Below are 1,083 nucleotides of genomic sequence, written 5' to 3'. Positions count from 1 at the left end.
GCCGAAGGAGCCGGTCGGCGTCGTGGGTGCGGATCTCCACCGTCGTGCCCTCGGCGGTCACGGTGAGGTGGGTGGTGACGGTCGGCTCCGGGTCGAGCACGAGGGGGGCGAGCACCCTCACGTCGCGGGCGGCGACGGTGGGCGTGGCCAGCGCCTCCGCCGCGGCGGCGAGCATCATCTCGACGAACCCGGTCCCGGGCATCACCGGCACCCCGGAGACCCGGTGGTCGGCGAGCCACGGCACCCGGGCGGGGCTGATCGGGGTCTGCCACAGGTGCCGGCCGGGCCGGTCGGGGTCGTGGACGTGTCCGCCGAGGAGGGGGTGCTGGCCGGCTCCGACCAGGTTCGGGGGGACGAGCCGGTAGGGGGTCTCGTCGCCGCCGTGCCGTCGCCGGTCCCAGGCGATCGTCGGGGCCGGGACCAGTTCGCCGTCGCCGTAGTGCGCGGCCCAGTCGACCGGCAGGCCCGCGCAGTGCAGCCGGCCGAGGTGGCCGAGGAACGCGTCGTGGTCGTCCGCGTCCTGCCGCAGCGTGCCGACGGCGACCAGGTCGGTGATGTTCGCCGCGCGCGCCGTGTCCAGGATGGGACGCACCGCTAGCGGGTGGGCGGTGCACTCCACGAACACCCGGTGGCCGTCGGCGAGGGCGGCGTCCACGGCGTGGCGGAAGCGCACCGCGGCACGCTGGTTGCGCACCCAGTAGCCGCCGTCCACGATGCCCGGCTGCCGGGGATCGGCGGTCACGGTGGAGTAGAAGGGAACCTTCCACGAAGCTGCCGGCACCTCCGCCAGGGCCTCGGCCAGCCGGGGCAGGACCGGGTCGACGGCCGGGGAGTGCGAGGCCACGTCCACGTCGATCACGCGTGCCGTCACCCCCTGGGCCTCCCAGGTCGCGACCAGGGCGGCGATCTGCCCCGCGTCGCCGGAGACCACGGTGGAGGCCGGCGAGGTGAGGACGGCCGGCACCACGCCGTCGGCGCCGGCGCTCTCCAGCGCCTCCAGCACGGCGTCCTCGTCCAGCAGGACGGAGGCCATCGCCCCGCCGGAGACGGTGGCCAGCAGCTTCGAACGGGCACAGATCACCC

The 1,083-nt window shown here is 75.7% G+C and carries 1 protein-coding gene; it reads right to left on the bottom strand.

The window, feature by feature from the left end; translation table 11 throughout:
- On the bottom strand, positions 1-1,083 hold a 1,083-nt coding region (locus AB0O29_RS36335), incomplete at both ends, for an acyltransferase domain-containing protein (RefSeq protein ID WP_365160826.1).

Origin of the sequence: Streptomyces sp. NPDC089915, assembly GCF_040684675.1 — a bacterium.
Classification (GTDB): Bacteria; Actinomycetota; Actinomycetes; order Streptomycetales; family Streptomycetaceae; genus Streptomyces.
This window is presented reverse-complemented; position numbering and strand designations above follow the sequence as displayed.